Genomic DNA, 17,808 nt, shown 5'->3' with positions numbered 1-17,808 from the left:
TTCCCCCTGGGACGCGGGGCCGCCCGGCCGGACAGGCCGGCTGGCTGGGCGCGCAGCCGAGCTGAATGGCTGCCGCAGGCGGGAGCCGGAGGGCGGGTCCCCGATCCGGGCATCCGATCGTCCGATCGTCCGGGCATCGGGGCATCCGGCATCCGGCATCCGGCATCCGGCATCCGGCATCCGGCACAGAGGTATGCCCTACGCGCACGCCGCGCCGTCCACCCGCGAAACGACACAGGCCTGCACCGGATGATCGACACGCGCCACCAGCGGGGCTACGGGAGGGTGAGGGTGCGGTCGGGGCGGTCCGCGTCGCGGGCCTCGCGGGTCGGGTAGAGGCGCCACTCTCCGTCGCGGAGCACCGCGACCGGGCACGACCAGTTCTCGTGCGGTTCGGGCTCCACGATGTGGGTGGTCGCGGTGGCGACGTCGTGGATCACCAGCGAGAGGACCGCGACCGCCCCCATGCCGACGTGCCCCTGAAGGGGATGGTCGTCCGGGGCGGCCATCTCCGTGACGTAGAAGCGGTGGTTTACCCAGTAGCCGGTGTCGTCGAGGAAACTCGGGCCTCCACCCTGACCCCGTCCACCCACAGCATCACCTGGGACCACCTGCCCTGGACGGTCACCACCCGATGGCGGTCGTCGGCGGTGAAAGCGGCCCGCACCTGGAACCGGCTGTAGCAGTCCCAGAAGCCGCTGCAGGCACCGGCCACCGGGCCGTGGCGCGGAGTCGGCTGCTCGCCCGCGGGCGCCGCGACGGGGTCCTGTGAGCAGGTCTGCGGCTCCCGGCAGGAGCGGTCGATCCGGCGGGTGCAGCCGAAGCCCAGCGCCGCGAAGTCGCGGGGCGACAGCCGGGAGAGCAGCTCGCCCAGCCGCTCGCAGTAGCCGTCCTCGCCGAGCCGAGCGGTCTGCTCGACCACGTCCGCCCACCACTGCCGGACCGTGAGCGCTTCGGGCGAACGGCTCAGCCAGTCCTGCCACGGGTCTGTCTCCGGCTCCGGCTCCGTCACCCGTGCCGGTGCCCGTGCCCTTAACGTGTCGGGCTTCGTCTCGGCATCCGCCCGGTCCTTTCGCCTGCGCCACAGCCACATCGCGCACCACCCCCAGCGATCGATCGTAGGTCCCGGACTTCACCGGACGCCCCAGTGCGTGGCGCCCGGCGGGTCTGCCCGTATCGACCGAAAGGGGGATGGGCCGGGCGAATCGCCGTTCTGGGCACGCGCCGCTGGTGGCGGCCAAGAGCCGCACGCGACGGGGGCCTCCCCCTCGGTGGCACCGAAGCGGAGGTCCCGAGTCAGGAGCCGTCCGCGGCCTTCCGCAGCTCGTACCGCTTTCCGGAATCCGGGTGACCGATGTGCTGGTAGATCCGGGGCTTCCGGTCGGTGCCACCGACGCTCCGCGCCGGCCAGGAACATCCCGGGACGCGGATGCGGATTTCCTGGGCCCAGACGCCCCGCCCGGGCTCGTACGACCAGGGGCCGGCGCCCGAGCACCGCCGCGACGGGCCGCTGGGCGGGTCGTCGGGGTCGTGCTCGCCGACGCCGGACGCCGTGACCCGGCCGTCCGGGGTGAAGACCAGCGTTCCGCTCGTGTGGTCGACCCAGGCGCCGACCATGGTCGCCGGACCGATCGCCGGCGGCTCGTACGCGGGCAGCAGGCCGACAGCGAGCCCGAGTGGACCGAGCAGGCCCGTCCCAGCCACCACTGCCGTACCCCACACGGCCACCCGCCGGACCAGTCCCGGGTGGCGGGGCCGGGCAACCAGGCCGCCCACGGAGAGCGCGGCGGTGGCCACCGCCCAGAAGACGAGCATGGGCCGCGCCTCCACGCGGTTGTACGCCGCGAAGGCCGCGATCGGCGGTGCCACCAGGGCCGCCACCATCAGGGGCACCCACCACCAGGCCTCGCGGCCGCCGATCCGGCGGCCGATCAGGTCGGCCAGCGCCACCGCGTGCTGGTCGCTGCGAGTGCAGTCGTCGGTTCGGTACGAGTCGACCCGGGCCGAAGACTCGGCGTTGTCTGTGCTCCCCCGGCTGCGTACTGCCGGGGCTGCCAGCGCTGCTCGTACGCGGGACGCCGCTCTGTACTTCGCGTTGAAGTCCGGCGTCGGCCACGGCAGACGGTCGAGAAGCAGGAGAACCGACCAGGCCACATGGAGCAGGACGGCCAGGATGCAGGCCCACTTCTCCGGAACCTTGATGACCCGGAGGCTCCCGAACAACGCCGGCAGGCCCATGAGCACGCCTGGGACAACGCCCTACCAACTCCCCCCTTCGGACCCTGCACCGATATCTTGAGCCGCTGGGTACAAGGTGACTGTGATGGTCAGCAGGGGTACCGGCAGCACGACCAGGCGGACGAAGTCCAGAAGCCCGACGAGCAGCGGGTGCCTGCTGCTGAAGGGCCACGGCACTGCTGGACCGGGATGGTCAGCGCCCTCCAGTAGTGGGGCGAGACGCTCGGGGCCGGCTGCGCGAAGCATTCGTGCCACGGAGGCCAGTGCGGCCTGGCGCTGAACTTCGGTGCTGGTGGCGGGCTTGTCCAACACGATGTTGGACACGGGTGGGACAGTGTCCTGGACGGCGAGGAGGGTCTTGGCCTGCCAGAGCTGGCGCTCCACCCGCGCCTGCTCCCGCTCGCCGCCCAGCTTCAGCTGGAGCTCGGCGTTCTCCAGCCGACTCTGCGTGTACGCGAGCATCGGCCGCAGCTCCGCCAGGTGCTTCTCCGCGTTCGCCGCCAGCGCCCGGTACTTGAAGACCTGCTGCAGCGCGTCATCCCGCCGCTGATGCTGACGCACCAGCTCCCCGCCGGAAGAGGTTCGGGCGGCGCGGCGCTCCGTGTCGGCCGCAGTCCACAGCTCCAGCGCGCGGACCGCCTTCGCGTTGCGCGCCGGGCCGGGCCGGGCCGGGCCGGGCCAGGCCAAGCCAGGTGAACGATTCCACCAGACTCCCGACGAGCTGCTTCGGGATGAGTCCGGGCTGGCGGAGCCGGCCTCGGGCGCGGACACCGGGCGAACGTGACCGGCTTCCCGGCTGCTTCCCTTTCCCCAGGGCTCGTTGGAGACCCACATCTGCAACGCCGGCGTCTCCCGCAACAGGGCGAGGACTTCCGGGCCGCGTCGCCCCGGCGGGCTTCAGCGGGTGGCGGGTCCGCTCGTCACGGTCGCCCAGCTGCCGTCGTTCACCGCGTACACCGTCAGCCTGCGGTTGACCGTGTCGCCTTGCCCGTCGAAAGCGACCCGGCCCGTGACACCGTCGAAGGCCAGCCGCGCCACGGTCTGCGGCAGTTTCGCCCGGGCGTCGCGGGGCAGGGTGCCGCCGTTGGCCGTCACGACGGCCTTCACCGCCTCGATGAGGGTCCAGGTCGCGTCGTACGCGTAGGGGCCGTACCAGCCGGCCGTCTCCGGGTACCCCGCCTTCCGGTACCGGGCGAGGAAGTCCCGCCCTGCCGCCGAGTCCTCGGCGGGTACGCCGATGTTGGTCGCGAGGTCGCCCTCGGCCTTCGGGTTCGCCGTGAGGTACTGCTGGTCGAAGATGCCGTCGCCGCCCATCAGGGGGACGTTCACCCCCGCCTGCTTGAGCTGCTGGGAGATCGGCGCTGCGGTGTCGTAGTAGCCACCGAAGTAGACGGCGTCGGCGCCTGAGGACCGCACCCTCGCGGCGAGGCCCTCGAAGGCGCGCTCCGCGGGATCGACCTGCTCGGTACCGACGACGGTCCCGCCGAGCTTCGTGAACTCGGCCGTGAAACCGGAGGTGAGGGCGGTGCCGTGGGCGCTCGCGTCGTCGATCACGTAGAGCTTGGTCTTTCTCGCCTCGCCGTGCAGGTACCGGGCGGCGAACGGGCCCTGGTCGACGTCCGTGGCGACGGTGCGGAAGTAGGTCGGGTACGGACGGGACTTGGTGCCCACGGCCCAGTCGGGGCCGAGCGTCAGCGCGGGGTCGGTGTTGCCTGGTGACACGTTGACCACGCCCGCTCGCGCGAGCGGTGCCACCATGGTCCGCGCGACGACCGAGTTGAGGGGTCCGACGACCCCGAGAACCTTCTCGTCGGACACGAACCGGGCGGCGTTGGGCCCGCCCTGGGCGGGGTCGGCCCCGTCGTCCAAGGCCTGGATCTCGAAGTTCACGCCGGGGACGTGCCGGGTTTCGTTGGCCGTCCTGGCCGCAAGGTCGGCGGAGTTCCTCATACCGACGCCCATCGAGGACAGTCCGCCGCTGAGCGGCACGTCCACCCCGATCACCACGGTGACGGGGGAAACCCCCGAGCCGCTGCCGGCCGCCCCGCCGCCGCCGCGGGGTGCGTGATCGTCACGGGTGAGGGTCCAGGTCAGGACCGAGCCCGTGGCGAGCATGGCCAGCGCCACGCCCAGGACCGCGGAGCGCCGGGTGAGGGCCCGCCCCCGGCCGGACACCCGCTCGCGGTGCTCTGCCTCGGCCGTCACCCCGAACGTGACCGGGTCCTCGGCCGGGGGTACGGGCATGGGCGGGCCGGTCGGCCGGTCCGGCACGGGGCGCGGCGGGGTGCCGGCGGCGGACCCGGCGTCCGGGACCGTGGGGGTCCGCGGTGACGGCGTCGTCGATGGTGCCTGCTCCGGCGCCGTCGGAGCGGAAGCGTGCTCCGCCGCCGCGTCCGGTGCAGGTACGGGGATCGACCTTGGATCGGGCGTGGGCGTGGACGCGGGCGTGGGTGTGGGTGTGGGTGTGGGTGTGGGTGTGGGTGTGGGTGTGGGTGTGGGCTCGCGATTCGGCCCGCGCCCGGCGGATGCGTCGGCCCGGGGCTGGGAGGACCGCAGCACCGACGCCAGCATCTCGGACGCTTCCGCGGCGCCCACGCGCTGCTCCGGGTCCTTGGTGAGGAGCCGGTCGAGTACGGGCGCCAGCGGGCCTGCGTGGACCGGCGGCCGGTGCGGGCGGGTGAACACGGCCACGGCGAGGGCGTGGAGCCCCTCCGCGTCGAAAGGCGGGTGCCCCTCGACTGCGTGGTAGAGGGTGGCACCCAGCGCCCACAGGTCGTTGGCGGGGGTCGGGCGCTTGCCCTCCAGCTGCTCCGGCGGCATGTACTGGGGCGTGCCGATGACGATCCCGCTGTGGCTCAGCTTGGTCGTGGCGTCCGCGAGGTGGGCGATCCCGAAGTCGGTGAGGACGACGCGGTCCTTGGCCAGGAGCACGTTGTCCGGCTTGATGTCGCGGTGGACGATCCGCGCCCCGTGCGCCTCCGCCAGCGCGTCGAGCAGGGCGGCGCCGATCTCGGCCACCCGCTGCACGGGCAGCCGACCCCGGCTTCGGATGGCGGCGGCCAGGGACTGCCCGCGGATCAACTCCATGACGATGACGGGAACGCCGTGGTGCTCCACGACGTCATGGATGGTGATGATCCCGGGGTGGCTGAGAGTGACCGCCGCGCGCGCCTCGCCGGTGAACCGCCGGAGCAGCGCGGCGCGGTCGCCGTCGTCCATGCCCGGTGGGAAGAGGATCTCCTTGACGGCGACCTCGCGTCCGAAAAGCTGCTGGTCCAGGCCGCGCCAGACCCGGCCCATACCGCCCTGGCCGATGCGTTCGACCAGCTGGTACCGGCCGGCGATGAGTTCGGAATTCTGCTCGGTCACGCGCACACTCTAGGTCCTGCTGAGCCGGTCAGGTGACGGAAAGATGGCTTGATCACGCCCACGACGAAGAGGGCACGGTGTGCCCGGCACGGACGCGGCGCAGGTGCTCACCCTCCGGAGCTCACCGGGTTTGGCTCGCCCCGCCTCCGGGGCACGGTCAGAGGCTCGCGGTGATCCACCGCACGAGTGCCGCGTTGGTCGTGTCGTCGAGGGCGGACAGGGTGTGAATGGCCTCCATGTCACCGGGGAGTGGTGGAATGCCGACCGTGGTCAGCGCCGCGTGCAGGTCCAACCGCCTCCGGTCCAGGGGCTTCAGGGACCAGGCGAGGCGGGGGTCCGGTGCCGGCCAGTGTGCCGGCGGACATTCTTCGCCGAGGCCAGGGAGTTGCCAGTCCGTATCACCTGGGCGACTCCGCGACGCGGCGTCGTAGGCCCCGGGATCGATGGCGTCAGCTCCGGGAAAACGGTAGGGGTCGAGGTCCAGCTGAGGGACCGTTACCTCTGACGGGGAATGCTGCCAGGACTCCATAGGGATCCTCCCGGGGTGGGGTCGGATGTGCCGCTGCTGCTTCCAAAGGGCTCGGGGACGCCCCGCACAGTTGGGGGTGGGGCCTGGGCGAGGTCATGCGCCCAGGGTGGTCGGGGGTGTGGCGTGCCGCGGGCGCTTGCCGCGGCACGCCGATGCTGCTGGTCGCCGGCAGTTCACCGTCTCCGCTGGTGTGGCTGCCGGGCTGGGTCAGCGGTGGTCGTTGTCGTGGTGTCCGCGGCGGCCCCAGGACTCGGTGTCGATGACGTTGCCGCGGTTGTCGCGGAGGGTGGCGGTGTCGCGCTCGTCCCAGATCTGGCGGCGGCGGTCCTGGTAGACGTCGTGGCGGCTGTCGCGGCCCTGGCCGGTGTGGACCTTGACGCTGGAGCGGCCATCCAGGCGGAGGTGGTTGAAGCGGTAGCGGTTGCCGTCTCGGTCGGTGAGCGTGAAGCCGCGCAGGTTGACGCTGTCGCGGCCGGTGTTCTTCACCTCGACCCATTCGCGGTTCAGAGCACGGTTGGAGCGGTCGTCGCGGCCGCGGCTGTCGTACTGGACGTCGCCGATGACGATCGAGGAGTGCCGGCCGTGGTGGCCGCGCCGGTCGTCGTCGTGGGCGGCGGCCGGGATGGCGGCCGCGCCGACCAGGGCGCCGGCGGCCAGGGCCACGGCGAGGAAACGGCGAGTGGCGGGAGAAGCAGACATGCAGATGGCTCCTTCGACAGACGGCCCGGCCCGGCCTCGTGCAAGCCGGGCGGACTCCGTACGGTCCCCGGCGTCCTTGCCGGGGAGCCACACTCTGGCCCGCACCCACCATCAACCGCCACAACTCTGGACGCGCGTTGCACAATGCGGACATGTCCGCAACCCTCCCTTGTAAGAGGCAAATGTCAAGCCCAGTTGACGCGGAACGGGCGGGAGGTGGGGGCAGCCCGTCCAGCACCGAAGCGAGGAGCTTTCGGCCACATAAGCAGCTATTCACGCCACGCCGCGTACTGTGCGCCGAATGAGTTCAGGGCTTTGTAACAGGCCCCTCCGCCCTCCCTTCGCACCGAGTTGCGTGCCACCGCTCTGATGTACGGATGCCTGTGACGACGCCGGACGTCCCACACCCGCACCCGGTCGATGGGCAGTCGTGTCGCCGAAGCCCGGCTGCCCGGCTGCTCGGCGGACCGGCCCGGACCGCGCCCTGCGCCCCGCACCCTTCGAGGAAGCGGCCCGAGCGGGCGGCGCGCGCCGTCGTTCCAGGGGCGCTGCGAACCGCGTGCCGCGGGTGCGCGAGCGGGGCCATGCACGGTTCGAAGAAAAACGTCGGCCGGAGGCGAATCCTTTCCGGACCTCCCCGCCTCTTATCCGTGTACCGGCCGACCGGGCCGGCAGAACCGGAAGGAAACACTGATGATGCTCACTGGCCTCGTAGTGATCGGAGCCCTGCTCGTGGGCGCGTGCAGCTGGCACCTGATGCGGCGCTACAAGAGCCGAGGCTGACCAGTCTGCGGGCGGGGCACCCTGATATGAGTCGCACATGAACCAACGTTTCCGCTGGCCGGACGAGCGGCTGATCAAGGCCGCTCAGGACGGCGACCTCGCTTCACTCACCACCGTCGTCATGGAATCGCAGCCCCATGTGCACAAGTTCGCCATTTCGCTGTGCGCCTCGCCACAGGACGCGGAGGACGCGGCGCAGGAGGCGCTGATCATCCTCTACCGGAAGATCGGCACTTTGCGGGCCACTGGCGCGCTCGCCTCATGGATGTTCCGCATCGTGCGCAACGAATGCCTCCGGCAGGTACGGCTGCTCGTCTCGGGGAGCGACGACGCGGCCGAGCCGGAGGCGACTGCGGAACCGTCCGCCGAGGACGCGGTGCTGCGCAGGCTGGAGGCGGAGCGGATCGCGGCTGCGGTCAGCGCCCTCCCCCGTGACCAGCGGCAGGTCCTGATCATGCGCGACGTGCAGGGCCTGCCCGGCAGGACCGTCGCCCATTCGCTCGGTCTGAGCAGCGCCGCGATGAAATCGCGCCTGCACCGAGCACGCGCAGCGCTGCGGCACTCATTGGCAGCGACGACCGGCCAGAGCCCTGCACCCATCTGCCAACCAGTCGGAGGAGACTCACAACCATGAACACCGCGAAGCCCGCGCAGGGCGCGCAGGCCCGGGCCACCGCACAGTCCGCGGCGCCCGAGATGAACTTCGCCAGCAAGTCCCTTCCGCGCCACCTGGCGCGCGGCGCCATCGGCTTCGGGTTGATCATCGGCTCGATCGCCCTGGTGCCCGTAGCCGGCCCGGCCACCCTGCTGGCGGCCCCGTTGGCGCTGATCGCCTTCCGCGGCTGCCCCACCTGCTGGATGGTCGGGCTGGCGCAGACCATCTCCCGCGGCCGCCTGGAACGCCAGTGCGCGGACGGCGTCTGCACCCTCACCAGGGCACACCCGTCGGCAAAGGGCACGGACGAGCCGACAGCCCGCATCGACGTCCCGGCCCCTTCCCGGTGACCAGGCCCGGAAATGGCCGTCGGGGAAGTAGCCGCCATCCGCCCAGTGGAACGTGGGGAGCGCGATTACGTGCGTCAGCGGCGATCCCGTCGTCGAGGGTGGCCGACGGCTTCACTGCCCGGACGTTCCGAGGGTCTGGTCGGCCGTCGCGAAGCGGTGCTCCGTCGGCTCCAGCCCTTCGTAGAGGTAGCCGAAGTACTCCGTTTCCGCCGTTCCGGTGAGCACCGCCAGCAGGAAGGCGAGGCACCCCATGTCGTGGTGCTCCCACAGTGGGCCGCGCCCCTCGTTGTAGAGCACGGTCCACTCGTCGGGGTGCTGACCGGGCCGCGCCAGCCAGTACAGGAACGCCCCCGTGCCCTCCTCGAACGCCCACGGCACGACCCTCGCCCCCGCCTCCAGCAAGCCGGCGGGCTTCGCCTCGAACTCCCACAGGTCGACCAAGATCTCGTCCCGTTCCGTCGTCTGCGCGTGCAGGTCGCAGTCGTCGTAGGCGGAGCCGGGGACGAGCAGCCAGATCGCCTCGTCGAAGATGCCGTCGCCGTACGTCTCGACGAGCTGCTTGTAGTCGGCGGGCAGAGCCGCACCGAGCGCACGCTCGGCTTGCGCCCAGTCCACCGCCGGCGGCGGATCGGCCGGCGGCGGGCAGAGGCGGACGAGGGCATCGAGGGCGGGCATGGCACGGACGCTACGGGAACCCCGGCCGGTGCCCGTGGGCGGGTCGGCAGGCCGACCGAAGCTCCGCGTCGGAACCGGCTGGGGTACCCGCTCGCCGGGGAGCCGGGCGTGACGTCAGTCCTGAGCGGGCATGGTCGCCGGCGCGGATGCTGGGCCCTGTTCGAGGGCGAGCGCCGCCTGGCGGGCCCGGCGCCGCGTGACCAGGGACTCGCGGGCGGCCTCGCGGGGGTGGCGGCGCCGCCAGTACGGGTTGTCGTGCGGCAGCTTGCTCGACACCCGGCCGTACATGCCGAAGCAGGCGATGAGCAGCCCCATGACGAAGCTGAACACCACATTGGCCATGCCGAAGTCCAGGACGTTGGCGGGACGGTCCAGGACGAAGATGTGGCAGAAGCCGCTGATCAGGAACAGCGTGCCGACGGTCATATTGAGCGTTGACGCGAAGTTGCCACCGACCACGGCACCGCCGATCAGGACGAGGCCCACGACGACCGAGATCAGGCTGAGCACGCCGTTGGTCGACATCCCGGAGATCCGGGTTCCGTCCGTGTCGAAGGGAGTGAGCTGGTCCGCGAAGCCAAGACAGCCGAAGACCAGCAGGATGACACCGCACAGGCCGGCTCCGTACCGGTACACCTGGGCCAGCCGGTGGTCGACGGGAAGTTCCTCGCGAAGCCTCATGACGCGTCCTCTCCTCCGTGTCCGGAAACGCCCTGCCCGCGGCAGAGCCGACATTCCGTCCATTTTCGTTAGCTTTTCTACCCAAGAGGGGCAAACGGTTGCAGCGTCTTCACGGACGCATCCGGGGCGCGCCCCGGGCACGACATACGTGAGGCATCCCCGGGCAGCCGGACCCGGGACCGCGGAAGCGAGGAGGCGCTGTCATGACGACCCCGCACTGGCTGTTCGGTGACCAGCTCGGGCCGCATTTCCTGACCGCCGGATCCGACGCGCCGCTGGTGATGATCGAGGCCCGCTCGGTCTTCCGTCGTCGCCGCTTCCACCGGGCCAAGGCGCATCTGGTGCTGTCCGCGATGCGCCACCGCGCCGCCGAGCTCGGTGACCGGGTCCGGTACGTCCACGCCGAGACCTATCGGGAGGGGCTGCGCGAGGCGGTCGGGGACGGCCCGGTGACAGTGCATCATCCGACGTCGTACGCGGCGCTGCGGCTGGTGCGTTCGCTCGACTCCGTGACCGTGCTGCCCGCGCGCGGTTTCCTCGTCGCGCACGACGACTTCCGCGCCTGGGCCGACGGGCACGGCGGGCAGCGGCTGCGGCAGGAGGACTTCTACCGCTGGGTGCGGCGCTCGCACGACCTGCTGATGGACGGTGACGGTCCGGCGGGCGACCGGTGGAACCACGACCACGACAACCGCGAGCCTCCGCCGAAAGGGGCGCGCACCCTGGGTGCCCCACCGCCCTACCGACCGCGGGAGGACGAGATCGACGAGGAGGTGCGCCACGATCTCGACCGCTGGGAGCGCGACGGTTCCGTCGGCTTCGTCGGCCGGGACGGCCCCCGCCGGTTCCCGGCCTCTCGGCGTGAGGCGCTGGCCGCGCTGCGCCGCTTCGTCGAGCACCGGCTCGCCGGGTTCGGGCCGTACGAGGACGCGATGCTGGCGCGGGACCCGGTGATGAGCCACAGTCTGCTGTCGTCCTCGCTCAACCTCGGCCTGCTGGATCCGGCGGAGTGCGCGGAGCGCGCCGAGGACGCCTGGCGGGCGGGGAGGGCCCCGGTCAACAGTGTGGAGGGGTTCGTCCGTCAGGTCGCCGGATGGCGCGAGTACGTCTGGCAGCTCTACTGGTACTTCGGCGAGGACTACCGCCACCGCAACGCCCTGCGGCACCACGAGCGGCTCCCGCAGTGGTTCCTGGAGCTGGACGCGGACGCGGTGCGGGCGCGCTGCCTGGCCACGGCGCTGGCCCAAGTACGGGACACGGGATGGACGCACCACATTCCCCGGCTGATGCTGTTGGGCAGTCACGCGTTGCAGCGGGGCTGGGACCCGGAGGCGGTGACGGACTGGTTCCACCGCTGTTTCGTCGACGGTTACGACTGGGTGATGGTCCCCAATGTCGTCGGCATGTCGCAGTACGCCGACGGCGGGCGCATGACGACCAAGCCCTACACGTCCGGCGGCTCGTACGTGAACCGGATGAGCGATCTGTGCGGCGGGTGCGCCTACCGGCCCGGTGAGCGGTCCGGCGACCGGGCCTGCCCGTACACCGCCGGGTACTGGGCCTTCCTGCACCGGCACCGGGCCCGCCTGGAGCGCAATCCGCGGATGGCGCAGCCGGTCCGCGGCCTGGACCGCCTCGCGGACCTGGAAGAGGTGCTGCACCAGGAACGGCAGCGCGGCGACGGGCCGCCCTGACCGGCAGCCGGCCGGCGCCGCAGGTCGTGCAGCGCCTGGCGCGGTGTGAACGCGCCGGTGATGTCGACATGCGAAGACGTCGGGACGGGGCGGCCGCGGCGTACGGTCGGGGGGTGGGCCCCGTCACTGGAACAGGAGCACCCAGATGCGCCTTTACGCCCAGACTCGAGCACGTCGTTGCCGGCAGGTGCTCGCTGATCTCATCGCCGTGGCCCTGGTGGTAGCCGCAGTGAGGTTCGCGCTGGCCGTCCGCAACGGGATCATGCTGCTGGCCGAGCCGGGGCGGAAGGTGGAGGACGCGGGCGGCAGTCTTGCCTCCGGCCTCGGCGATGCGGGCGATGCGGCCTCGAACGTGCCGCTGGTCGGGGGCATCCTGAAGAAGCCGCTCCAGTCAGCCGCCGAGGCCAGCAACGGGCTCTCCGATGCCGGGCAGTCGATGCAGGACGTGGTGGGCCGTGTGGCCGACCTGACCGCAGTCACCCTGATCATCACCTCGGTGGCGTTCGTTCTGGCGCTCTGGCTTCCCCCGCGCGTGCGCTGGATCCGGCGCAGTGCTCTGATCCGAGACCTTCTCGACGCACCCGGCGGTGCTGATCTGCTTGCCCTGCGCGCCCTGACCGGGCCGGTGGCAGGCCTCACCGCGGTCTCCGTTCCGCCGGGGGGTCTCGCCGACGCCTGGCGCCGGAGAGACGAACAGGTCATCGGGGACCTGTCCCGGGTGGCGCTCAGGCAGGCCGGCCTGCGTGCCTGAGGGCGAGGAAGTGAAAGCGTCGGGCTGTGTCAGTGGCCGGTGGCACGATGACGGCGTGCTGATTCAGGGATACGACGACAGCCCGCTGGTCGCCGGGGAGCCACTGCTGGCTCGCCCCGGCTTCTGGTCGAACTACCTCATGGCGATGTGCGGTGACGGGACGTGTGTCGAGCGTCCGGTTCCGGAGTGGTTCGGCGATGACGGCGCTGATGCCGATGCCTCGGCCGAGACACTCTTCGACCCCGAGCGTTGGCCCGTCTTTCGCGTGCCCGCCGCCGACGGTCGCGGAGTCGTAGTGATCTACCGCAACCTGGTCGGCGACTACGGGATCGACTACCTGCTCACCCACCCGGGCCGCAGCCACGCCCAGCGGATCGCCAACTGGGAAGGTCACTTGTCGGGGAGCGGGCTGACGTGGCAGGAACTGGTCCGGATCGCCAGCTCTCCGTCCTGCGAGGCCGAAGGGGTCCAGGACGTATCCGCACGCCTCCTGCTGGTCCTCCCGCTCTTCAATGACCTGGACATACCCTCGGCGGCACTGCCGAGAGTCAGCGCCGCCCTGACTGCGGCCGGAGCGCCGCAAGACACCGCCGCTGACGCGGCGCATCACCTGCTCGGCCACCTGGTGAGAAGGACCTCGCATGATCCCGGGTGGGGTTCGCCGCTGAGCAGCGGATAGAGGGTGGGGCAGGGTTCCTGATGCGGTTGCGAGTGAAGTGATCGTGGTGAGGCCGGTCCCGGCGTCGGCATCCCCAAAGGGACCGGCTTGCCAGAACCCGAGCCCGAGCCGAACACGCCGAGGCCAGTTGATCGCGCCCTCACTGTCTGCCGGCCCCGTCGCCGCCGAGGGAGGTCCCGGACGAGAATCGGAGCCCAGGACTGTCGACAATTGGGAGATGGCCGTGAGGCACACACTGAACTTGTGGCGTCAAGAGCTCGGAGAGGTGCCCGAGTCGGTCTGGCGACAGACCGAGCTCCATGTGCTGATCCTCGCGGACAACGGACTTACGGCCCTCCCGCCGGACATCGGGCAGCTCCACCGGCTGAACACCCTGGACCTGGGCCACAACGCGCTGACTTCGGTGCCAGAAGAACTCGGCAAGCTGACCGAGCTCAGCGACTGCCTCTACCTGCATGACAACGAGCTGTCTCGAATTCCCGACTCTTTGGGAAACCTGACCCGGCTGCGTTACCTCAACGTCGGTGAAAACTCCCTCACCGCCCTGCCAGAAACCATCGGCGGGATGAGCGGCCTCATCGAGTTCAGGGCGCAGCACAACCGGCTCACCGCCCTGCCCGATGCCATCGGCCAGCTCCGGAACCTGCGTGAGCTGTGGCTCCGGGGGAACGCGCTCGACCACCTGCCGTCGTCGGCAGCCGAGCTGCACGAACTGCGCCACCTGGACCTACGCGAGAACTCCCTGACCGGGGTGCCGGAGTCACTGGCCGGCCTCCCGCGGCTGCGTCAGATCGACCTGCGGAGCAACCGCCTAGGCCAGCTGCCCGACTGGCTCGCCCTGCTGCCATCGCTGGAGAAGCTGGATCTGCGTTGGACCGAGGTCGATCCTTCCCTACCGCTCCTCAGCGAGCTGGAGCGGCTGGGGTGCGTCGTCTTGACCTGACAGCCACGCCCCTTCGCGCCACGGTGCCGCTCTTTCTCGTGCCCACGCACAAGCGAGTTGATCACCAATACTCCAGCCGTAGTTCGTGATCTCGATCGTGAGGGGCGCCGAGGAGGCAGCTGGACGAGACCGACCACGCCGTCGCGGGCGTCCGTTCCTTCTCCGCCTACCCGAGTCCACCGAGACGGAGGGCGTTCCTTATCTCGCTGAGCTTCGCGGTCGTCGCCGGGGTCCACTCCTTCGCCTGCTCACCGAGACGGAGGGCGTTCTCAATCTCGCTGAGTTTCGCGGAGGACAGAACGCCCGCTCGCTCGATCAGGTCGTCCCGGGACACGGTGGTCAGCCACGTGCAAGGGGTAAAGCCCGGACGCGGCAACGCGAACCGCAGCACGCCTTCAAAGGGCAGTCCTTCCACGGCGCCTACTGCCACTTCGACGCCCAGACCGGTGATGTCGACACCCGCCCGAGCGACGACCTGCATCACCCGGATCCCGGACGCGTCGTCTCCCGACAGCAGCACGACCGGCCGCCGCTCGTCGAACTCCACCCACCAGACTTCGCCACGTTGCACATGTCCTCCTGACACAGGAACGGCGGGCGGACGCTGGGCGACCCCGACGCGCTGTGGAGACGGGTGCGGCCACCCATTGATCATTGGTGTGTGAAGACAAACGTTCACGCCGTGGCCGCAGGTCACAGCGTAGACCCTGCCCGCTGGCAGGAGGCGTTCGAGGGCCTGATGAGCCGGGTAGCGGGACGGTTCACACGGGTCGAACCCCGATTCCGGGTCCGGAAGTTGGTGCTCGGACTGCTGTCGGACCTGCCGCGCAAGAACTGCTGGACCATCGCCGAATGGGCCGGGGAGAGGACCCCGGACGGCATGCAGCATCTGCTGGGGCGGGCCAAGTGGGACGCCGACCGGGTCCGTGACGATGTGTGTGACTACGTGGTGAACCACCTGCACGACGACCAGGCGGTACTGGTGGTCGACGAGACCGGGGACGTGAAGAAGGGCACCGGCACGGTCGGCGTCCAGCGCCAGTACACCGGTACCGCGGGCAGGATCGAAAATGCCCAGGTCGCCGTCTACCTGGTCTACGCCGGCCGGCGCGGGCACGCGGCAGTGGACCGGGAACTGTACGTCCCGCGTTCATGGACCTCCGACCCTGACCGCTGCCGGGATGCCGGGATGCCGGACTCGACCAGGACACCGCCTTCGCCACCAAGCCGGAACTGGCCACTCGTATGGTTGCCCGGTTCCTGGACGCCGGCCACCAGGCCGCATGGGTCGCCGGCGACGAGGTCTACGGCGGCAACCCCAAGCTGCGAACCGCACTGGAGGAACGCGGCACCGGCTACGTCCTCGCGGTGGCCTGCTCGCACGAAGTCACCACCGGGGCGGGGAGGTTCCGTGCGGACACCCTGGCCAAGAAGGTGCCCAAGCGGGCCTGGCAGAAGCACTCCGCAGGGGCCGGGGCCAAGGGCCACCGTTTCTACGACTGGGCAGTCACAGACCTCGCCGACCCCCGACCCGGGAGTCGTCAGCTGCTGCTCCGCCGTAACCGCAGCACCGGCGAACTCGCCTACCACCGCTGCTACTCGCCCGCACCCGTGCCGCTGACCGTGCTGGTCAGAGTCGCTGGATCAAGATGGCGGGTGGAGGAGTTCTTCCAGTCGGGCAAGGGCATGGCCGCACTCGACGAGCACCAGGTCCGCCGCTATGCCTCCTGGTCCCGCTGGGTCACCCTCGCCATGCTCGCGCACGCCTTCCTCGCCGTCGTACGCGCAGACGAGCACACCCGCCCCGCACCCGATGCCCTAAAATTCCGCTCACCTGCAACGAGATCCAGCGCCTGTTCATCACACTCGTTGTCCGACCCGTCCACGATGCCGCCCACCGGCTCGGTTGGTCCGACTGGCGGCGCCGCCACCAGGCCCGATCCCAGGCCAGCCACTACCGTCGACAAGCCACTCAGGCATGAAGATCACGATCTAGGGCTGGAGTACTAAGCGCCGCTGAAACTCGTCAACAAACGCTGTCGCTGGAGATGAACGAAACCACCGCCGGCCCCGGTCAGGCCGGCGGCGGCCAGCGCGTTGATCAGAAACGTGCGGAGGGTGGTCAGGGTGAAAGCGCGGTGTTCGGTGCCGATATCGCGCTGGAACAGCAACTGTCGGCGTACACCCCCCATGTGCTCAGTCAGGTACGTGGCTACGTGCTCAGCCACCCTGGCCTCGCCCGAGCGGGTCCCGGGGCCACCTGACGGCGACAGGCGGGAACGGCCGCGTTCCTCAAGGGCGCCGGACGGTGAGCGTTGGCCACACCACGTGACGGCACTGAGGCGCACGGCCCGTCGTGCGGGTCAGCCGTGGTCCTCCCACTGCGCTTGGCAGAACCGGGCCCCGCTGACCATGACGTCCCCGGCCCGGGTGGCTCGTACGTACATGTTGAGGCCGGTCGGACCGGGATCCCCTGCACAGCCGAAGGCCACGCCCAGCCCGCTGTCCTCCAGGTACTGAATCAGGGACGTGTCCACGGCCTGGACCGGCATGCCGATCAGCCGGATGCCGGCGAATTCCACCTGTGGCCCGGTCCGTCCGTCAACAGTGACGGCGCCCAGGGTGGGGGGCCGCCCTGGGCCGCAGGCGTAGTGAGCGGTCACGCCGGCTCGGTCGAACCGGTCGTGGTTCAGGATCCGCTCCCCGGGGCCTTCCCACGGCTGCCCGAACGGATACCGGCCGCGACGGGCCGCCGGCTCCTCGTCCAACGCGCTAGCCACCTGCTGCGGATTCATGCCGAACTGGAGGGGACCGATGCTCTGCAGCGGTGTCCAATCCCAGCGCGGCCGATCTTGCTCGGCCGTCATGGGCCACGCCCCCGGGTTCGGTCGCTCATCACCGACATTGCGCCAGTTGGCGACCGGCTCGGATCCGTACGGATCCTCCGCCAGCTCACTGCTGACGAGCAGGGCATGGGTGATCACCGTGTCCTGCCGCAGCACGTACCCCTCGGGTGCCAGCCCCAGTTCCTGTGCGGCACCCATGGAGACGCCCCACGCCTCGATCTCCGGATCACCGCTCCAGTTCACCCGCACGGAAGTCCCCTCCCGGCGTGCGAGGTCCTGAATATCCGCGCGCGCCTCGGACGGCACTCGCGCAATCAGCTCAATGTCCCGCAGACGCACCAGCGGTCCGTCCATCGCATCGATCGCTACCGCGACCAGACCCGCCTCCGCCCCATAGATCCCTGTCACACCCCAGCCGGTGTAAGAGCCCCAGCCCGCGCCGCTGCCCAGCCCCTGTGAGACGTGGGCGATCGCCCCGTCCAGAGCCGATGCCACCTGGTCCGGGTTCATCCCGAACCGCAACGGCCCCACCCCCACCCATGGCTCAAGCACCCACTGCGCCCGCTCCCCGGGCTTCCTGTTCCACCAGCGCACCCCAACCCCCACGACCATTCCGAACACTCCCGGCACTTCTGCCGGTGATCCGCCCACCCTAGGCGCGACCTCCAACAACGGACTCCAGCACCGATGGCGCACGAGGATTGCGATCGCCCCCGGCGCGAATCGGCCGGACCGGGGAAAGCCGATCGCTCCCGCCGCTCCCGTCACGATGCCCCCGCCGGCGTGTTCAAAGCCGACACCGGCGACCTCGGCCCACGGTGCGGGCGGCCGCGACGGAGCCTCTGCTGGACTACTGGACCGCCCGTCGACGGCGTCGAGCAGCTCAGCGGACGCACGACCCGCTCCCCCGAGCCCA

At 70.6% G+C, this 17,808-nt stretch carries 18 protein-coding genes and 1 pseudogene; 8 read left to right on the top strand and 11 right to left on the bottom strand.

Annotated features, from left to right (window positions below):
• Positions 1–275 precede the first annotated feature (275 nt).
• The 7 genes from ACFCZ1_RS22090 to ACFCZ1_RS22060 all read right to left on the bottom strand — a co-directional run bounded on the left by ACFCZ1_RS22090 (position 276) and on the right by ACFCZ1_RS22060 (position 6,835).
• Positions 276–509, bottom strand: a complete 234-nt coding sequence (locus ACFCZ1_RS22090) for a hypothetical protein (protein WP_376679986.1) — start codon at positions 507–509, stop codon at positions 276–278.
• 23 nt (positions 510–532) lie between these two features.
• Complete coding sequence (locus ACFCZ1_RS22085) at positions 533–1,012, bottom strand: hypothetical protein (protein ID WP_376679985.1); 480 nt, start codon at positions 1,010–1,012, stop codon at positions 533–535.
• A 284-nt stretch (positions 1,013–1,296) separates the two neighbouring features.
• Complete coding sequence (locus ACFCZ1_RS22080) at positions 1,297–2,238, bottom strand: hypothetical protein (protein ID WP_376679984.1); 942 nt, start codon at positions 2,236–2,238, stop codon at positions 1,297–1,299.
• A gap of 21 nt (positions 2,239–2,259) precedes the next feature.
• Positions 2,260–2,925, bottom strand: coding sequence for a hypothetical protein (locus tag ACFCZ1_RS22075; RefSeq protein WP_376679983.1), 666 nt, complete (start codon positions 2,923–2,925; stop codon positions 2,260–2,262).
• A 210-nt stretch (positions 2,926–3,135) separates the two neighbouring features.
• Positions 3,136–5,607: a bifunctional serine/threonine-protein kinase/ABC transporter substrate-binding protein gene (locus tag ACFCZ1_RS22070; RefSeq protein ID WP_376679982.1), complete on the bottom strand. Its 2,472-nt coding sequence runs from the start codon at positions 5,605–5,607 to the stop codon at positions 3,136–3,138.
• 157 nt (positions 5,608–5,764) lie between these two features.
• Positions 5,765–5,899 carry a hypothetical protein gene (locus tag ACFCZ1_RS22065; RefSeq protein WP_376679981.1) on the bottom strand — a complete coding sequence of 45 codons (135 nt, stop codon included), beginning with the start codon at positions 5,897–5,899 and terminating at the stop codon, positions 5,765–5,767.
• Positions 5,900–6,343: 444 nt separating this feature from the next.
• Positions 6,344–6,835 (bottom strand): lamin tail domain-containing protein, encoded by a 492-nt coding sequence (locus tag ACFCZ1_RS22060; protein ID WP_376679980.1) that lies wholly within the window; start codon positions 6,833–6,835, stop codon positions 6,344–6,346.
• An 820-nt stretch (positions 6,836–7,655) separates the two neighbouring features.
• Here ACFCZ1_RS22060 and ACFCZ1_RS22055 point away from each other — a divergent pair.
• Positions 7,656–8,252: an RNA polymerase sigma factor gene (locus ACFCZ1_RS22055; protein ID WP_376679979.1), complete on the top strand. Its 597-nt coding sequence runs from the start codon at positions 7,656–7,658 to the stop codon at positions 8,250–8,252.
• Positions 8,249–8,623: a hypothetical protein gene (locus ACFCZ1_RS22050; RefSeq protein WP_376679978.1), complete on the top strand. Its 375-nt coding sequence runs from the start codon at positions 8,249–8,251 to the stop codon at positions 8,621–8,623. Before ACFCZ1_RS22055 ends, ACFCZ1_RS22050 begins: the two co-directional genes overlap by 4 nt.
• Positions 8,624–8,734: 111 nt before the next feature.
• Here the strand turns inward: ACFCZ1_RS22050 and ACFCZ1_RS22045 are convergent, their stop codons facing one another.
• The gene (locus tag ACFCZ1_RS22045) at positions 8,735–9,298 is read right to left on the bottom strand and encodes a hypothetical protein (RefSeq protein WP_376679977.1); all 564 of its coding nucleotides are present in this window, start codon (positions 9,296–9,298) and stop codon (positions 8,735–8,737) included.
• A gap of 114 nt (positions 9,299–9,412) precedes the next feature.
• The gene (locus tag ACFCZ1_RS22040) at positions 9,413–9,979 is read right to left on the bottom strand and encodes a DUF4383 domain-containing protein (RefSeq protein WP_376679976.1); all 567 of its coding nucleotides are present in this window, start codon (positions 9,977–9,979) and stop codon (positions 9,413–9,415) included.
• Between the two features lie 203 nt (positions 9,980–10,182).
• Between ACFCZ1_RS22040 and ACFCZ1_RS22035 the strand changes: the two genes are divergently transcribed.
• From ACFCZ1_RS22035 to ACFCZ1_RS22020, 4 genes are all read left to right on the top strand, one after another.
• Positions 10,183–11,673, top strand: a complete 1,491-nt coding sequence (locus ACFCZ1_RS22035; RefSeq protein ID WP_376679975.1) for a cryptochrome/photolyase family protein — start codon at positions 10,183–10,185, stop codon at positions 11,671–11,673.
• A gap of 145 nt (positions 11,674–11,818) precedes the next feature.
• Entirely contained in the window at positions 11,819–12,424 is a 606-nt protein-coding gene (locus ACFCZ1_RS22030; protein ID WP_376679974.1) for a hypothetical protein, read from the top strand.
• Positions 12,425–12,479: 55 nt separating this feature from the next.
• Positions 12,480–13,103, top strand: a complete 624-nt coding sequence (locus tag ACFCZ1_RS22025; protein ID WP_376679973.1) for a hypothetical protein — start codon at positions 12,480–12,482, stop codon at positions 13,101–13,103.
• Positions 13,104–13,320: 217 nt separating this feature from the next.
• Complete coding sequence (locus ACFCZ1_RS22020; RefSeq protein WP_376679972.1) at positions 13,321–14,046, top strand: leucine-rich repeat domain-containing protein; 726 nt, start codon at positions 13,321–13,323, stop codon at positions 14,044–14,046.
• Positions 14,047–14,212: 166 nt separating this feature from the next.
• On the opposite strand, the gene ACFCZ1_RS22015 is transcribed toward ACFCZ1_RS22020, so the two are convergent.
• Positions 14,213–14,617, bottom strand: coding sequence for a type II toxin-antitoxin system PemK/MazF family toxin (locus tag ACFCZ1_RS22015; RefSeq protein WP_351408166.1), 405 nt, complete (start codon positions 14,615–14,617; stop codon positions 14,213–14,215).
• A gap of 168 nt (positions 14,618–14,785) precedes the next feature.
• Between ACFCZ1_RS22015 and ACFCZ1_RS22010 the strand changes: the two are divergent.
• Positions 14,786–16,028, top strand: a pseudogene (locus ACFCZ1_RS22010) (IS701 family transposase).
• A gap of 66 nt (positions 16,029–16,094) precedes the next feature.
• A complete protein-coding gene (locus ACFCZ1_RS22005; protein ID WP_376679971.1) occupies positions 16,095–16,310 on the top strand; it encodes a hypothetical protein in 216 nt (71 codons plus the stop codon).
• A gap of 99 nt (positions 16,311–16,409) precedes the next feature.
• Here the strand turns inward: ACFCZ1_RS22005 and ACFCZ1_RS22000 are convergent, their stop codons facing one another.
• Complete coding sequence (locus ACFCZ1_RS22000; RefSeq protein ID WP_376679970.1) at positions 16,410–17,513, bottom strand: hypothetical protein; 1,104 nt, start codon at positions 17,511–17,513, stop codon at positions 16,410–16,412.
• Positions 17,514–17,808: the final 295 nt, after the last annotated feature.

Origin of the sequence: Streptomyces sp. NPDC056224 (genome assembly GCF_042267665.1) — a bacterium.
GTDB lineage: Bacteria > Actinomycetota > Actinomycetes > Streptomycetales > Streptomycetaceae > Streptomyces.
This window is presented reverse-complemented; position numbering and strand designations above follow the sequence as displayed.

Bases quoted from the DNA above. Each gene is read 5' to 3' on its own strand.
- ACFCZ1_RS22090 (WP_376679986.1), bottom strand. From the start codon at position 509: ATGGCCGCCCCGGACGACCATCCCCTTCAGGGGCACGTCGGCATGGGG.
- ACFCZ1_RS22080 (WP_376679984.1), bottom strand. From the start codon at position 2,238: ATGGGCCTGCCGGCGTTGTTCGGGAGCCTCCGGGTCATCAAGGTTCCG.
- ACFCZ1_RS22060 (WP_376679980.1), bottom strand. From the start codon at position 6,835: ATGTCTGCTTCTCCCGCCACTCGCCGTTTCCTCGCCGTGGCCCTGGCC.
- ACFCZ1_RS22055 (WP_376679979.1), top strand. From the start codon at position 7,656: ATGAACCAACGTTTCCGCTGGCCGGACGAGCGGCTGATCAAGGCCGCT.
- ACFCZ1_RS22050 (WP_376679978.1), top strand. From the start codon at position 8,249: ATGAACACCGCGAAGCCCGCGCAGGGCGCGCAGGCCCGGGCCACCGCA.
- ACFCZ1_RS22045 (WP_376679977.1), bottom strand. From the start codon at position 9,298: ATGCCCGCCCTCGATGCCCTCGTCCGCCTCTGCCCGCCGCCGGCCGAT.
- ACFCZ1_RS22040 (WP_376679976.1), bottom strand. From the start codon at position 9,979: ATGAGGCTTCGCGAGGAACTTCCCGTCGACCACCGGCTGGCCCAGGTG.
- ACFCZ1_RS22035 (WP_376679975.1), top strand. From the start codon at position 10,183: ATGACGACCCCGCACTGGCTGTTCGGTGACCAGCTCGGGCCGCATTTC.
- ACFCZ1_RS22030 (WP_376679974.1), top strand. From the start codon at position 11,819: ATGCGCCTTTACGCCCAGACTCGAGCACGTCGTTGCCGGCAGGTGCTC.
- ACFCZ1_RS22020 (WP_376679972.1), top strand. From the start codon at position 13,321: ATGGCCGTGAGGCACACACTGAACTTGTGGCGTCAAGAGCTCGGAGAG.
- ACFCZ1_RS22005 (WP_376679971.1), top strand. From the start codon at position 16,095: ATGAACGAAACCACCGCCGGCCCCGGTCAGGCCGGCGGCGGCCAGCGC.